Annotated in this window: 2 protein-coding genes; both read left to right on the top strand. The window is 38.5% G+C overall.

Features of this window, described 5'->3' with window-relative positions; all coding sequences use genetic code 11:
- Nucleotides 1-77 precede the first annotated feature (77 nt).
- Complete coding sequence (locus FS666_RS19185; RefSeq protein WP_144463770.1) at nt 78-1,082, top strand: transposase; 1,005 nt, start codon at nt 78-80, stop codon at nt 1,080-1,082.
- Between the two features lie 97 nt (nt 1,083-1,179).
- The gene (locus FS666_RS19180; RefSeq protein WP_144463771.1) at nt 1,180-1,662 is read left to right on the top strand and encodes a hypothetical protein; all 483 of its coding nucleotides are present in this window, start codon (nt 1,180-1,182) and stop codon (nt 1,660-1,662) included.
- Nucleotides 1,663-1,689: the final 27 nt, after the last annotated feature.

Below are 1,689 nucleotides of genomic sequence, written 5' to 3'. Positions count from 1 at the left end.
CTTACACGGAATAAGTAACACCAACAAAAATAATAGGTTATAATAGACTTATAATTTATTTAAGTTGGTGTATATTTATGCGTACTAAAAACCGGTTGATTCCAATTGAGTCTATCTATTACAGCCCTGAAATTACAAATTGTCCTGAATGTGGAGGGAAACTAACATATTGCCATCCAGTTTGGAGGAAAACCATCTCTACCTTAAAAGGGGAATTTAAAGTCATTAACCTTGGCTATCGCTGTGAGAGTAATGCCTGCGAGAACAATACTGTTTATCGTTCTGCAGAGGCTGAGCAGCTGAGTATGAAGCACATCACCTATGGCATGGATGTTATTGCCCACATTGGGCATTTACGCTTCAAAGAGCATAAAACTCGGTCAGAAATTGCCTCCATTTTAGTTGAGAAAAAGGTCAAAATCTCCGAACGACAAGTTCAAAAACTGTACGAGCGATATGCATTACTCCTACGGTCAGCGATTAAAGAAAATGAGAAAGAAACCTTAGAGGAAGTCGTCAAACAGAAAGGTGGTTTAATCTTATCCATTGATGGCGTTCAACCTGAAAAAGGAAATGAGACATTGTATGTCATCCGAGAGGTTCTAAGTGGCACCGTTTTGGCGGCACACAATTTAAAAAGTAGCGCATCTCAAGAATTGATTGGAATTATTAAACCAATCATTGATTGGGGCTACCCTATTCAAGGTTTCATCAGTGATGGACAACAGTCGATCCGTTTAGCAATCGAGAAAATAGCACCGGACATCCCTTATCAATACTGTCAGTTTCATTACTTCAAAGATATCGCAAAGCCATTGATAGAAAAGGATCGGAAACTAAAGACAAGCATCAAAAAGAAGTTAAGGGGAATCCGGGAAATCGAAAGAAAAATAGAAGACTCAACTTCGGAAAGCTTGGAAGAAGAAGTCGCAAGTGATTATGTCGCAGCGATTCGTTCCGTGCTTCTGGAAGACGGAAAACCTCCATTTGAATTGCCAGGTACACGTGTCTTTGAACGGACAAAATCGATCAAGGATTCGATTGAAAAATGCCTGGATAAAAAAGGGGACTCCTTTACTTGAAAAGCTGTTCAGAATAGTCAGTAATGTGGATAACTATAAAACAGATTACCAGCTTGTAAAGCGGTGGGATCTACGTTTTAAAAGGATTGCCACGATCATGGAGCCTTCTGAAAATAAAACAAGTTCATGGGTGGAATCCAGGTTAAAAAAATATTTGTCCCAAATAGAAAAGGACCTAAATCGTGAAGATGATTTAGCATTTGTGGACAATCTGATGAGATATAGTAAAGGGTTTTGGAAAGGTCTCTTTACCTTTTACGACTTCCCTCTTTTACCAAGGACAAATAATGATTTGGAACTTTTCTTTAGAAGAACAAAAGTAAGGCATCGTAGGATTACAGGTAGTCGAACTTGGAATCGATATATAGTTCGTCATGGCGAAAACATCGTATTCGTTGAAAATGTTAAAAATGAACAAGATGGGCTGCAGAAGATCCAAAAAGCCACTTTTTCCGGCTATAAAGAGGAAGCTATTAAGTGGAACAGTCGAATACATGAACACACGAAACAGAGAAGATTTAAGCAGGACCCAGATGCATATTTAATCAATATCGAAAAAAAGTGGAATCAGCACAACTAACTGGTTGTGTTAGTTGTGCCGTGTAAG

Source organism: Siminovitchia fortis (assembly GCF_007681465.1).
In the GTDB taxonomy this organism is placed as follows: Bacteria; Bacillota; Bacilli; order Bacillales; family Bacillaceae_C; genus Siminovitchia; species Siminovitchia fortis.
Note: the sequence above shows the minus strand (reverse complement) of the source record. Positions and strands in the feature narration are given on the sequence as shown.

Bases quoted from the DNA above. Each gene is read 5' to 3' on its own strand.
- FS666_RS19180 (WP_144463771.1), top strand. From the start codon at position 1,180: ATGGAGCCTTCTGAAAATAAAACAAGTTCATGGGTGGAATCCAGGTTA.
- FS666_RS19185 (WP_144463770.1), top strand. From the start codon at position 78: ATGCGTACTAAAAACCGGTTGATTCCAATTGAGTCTATCTATTACAGC.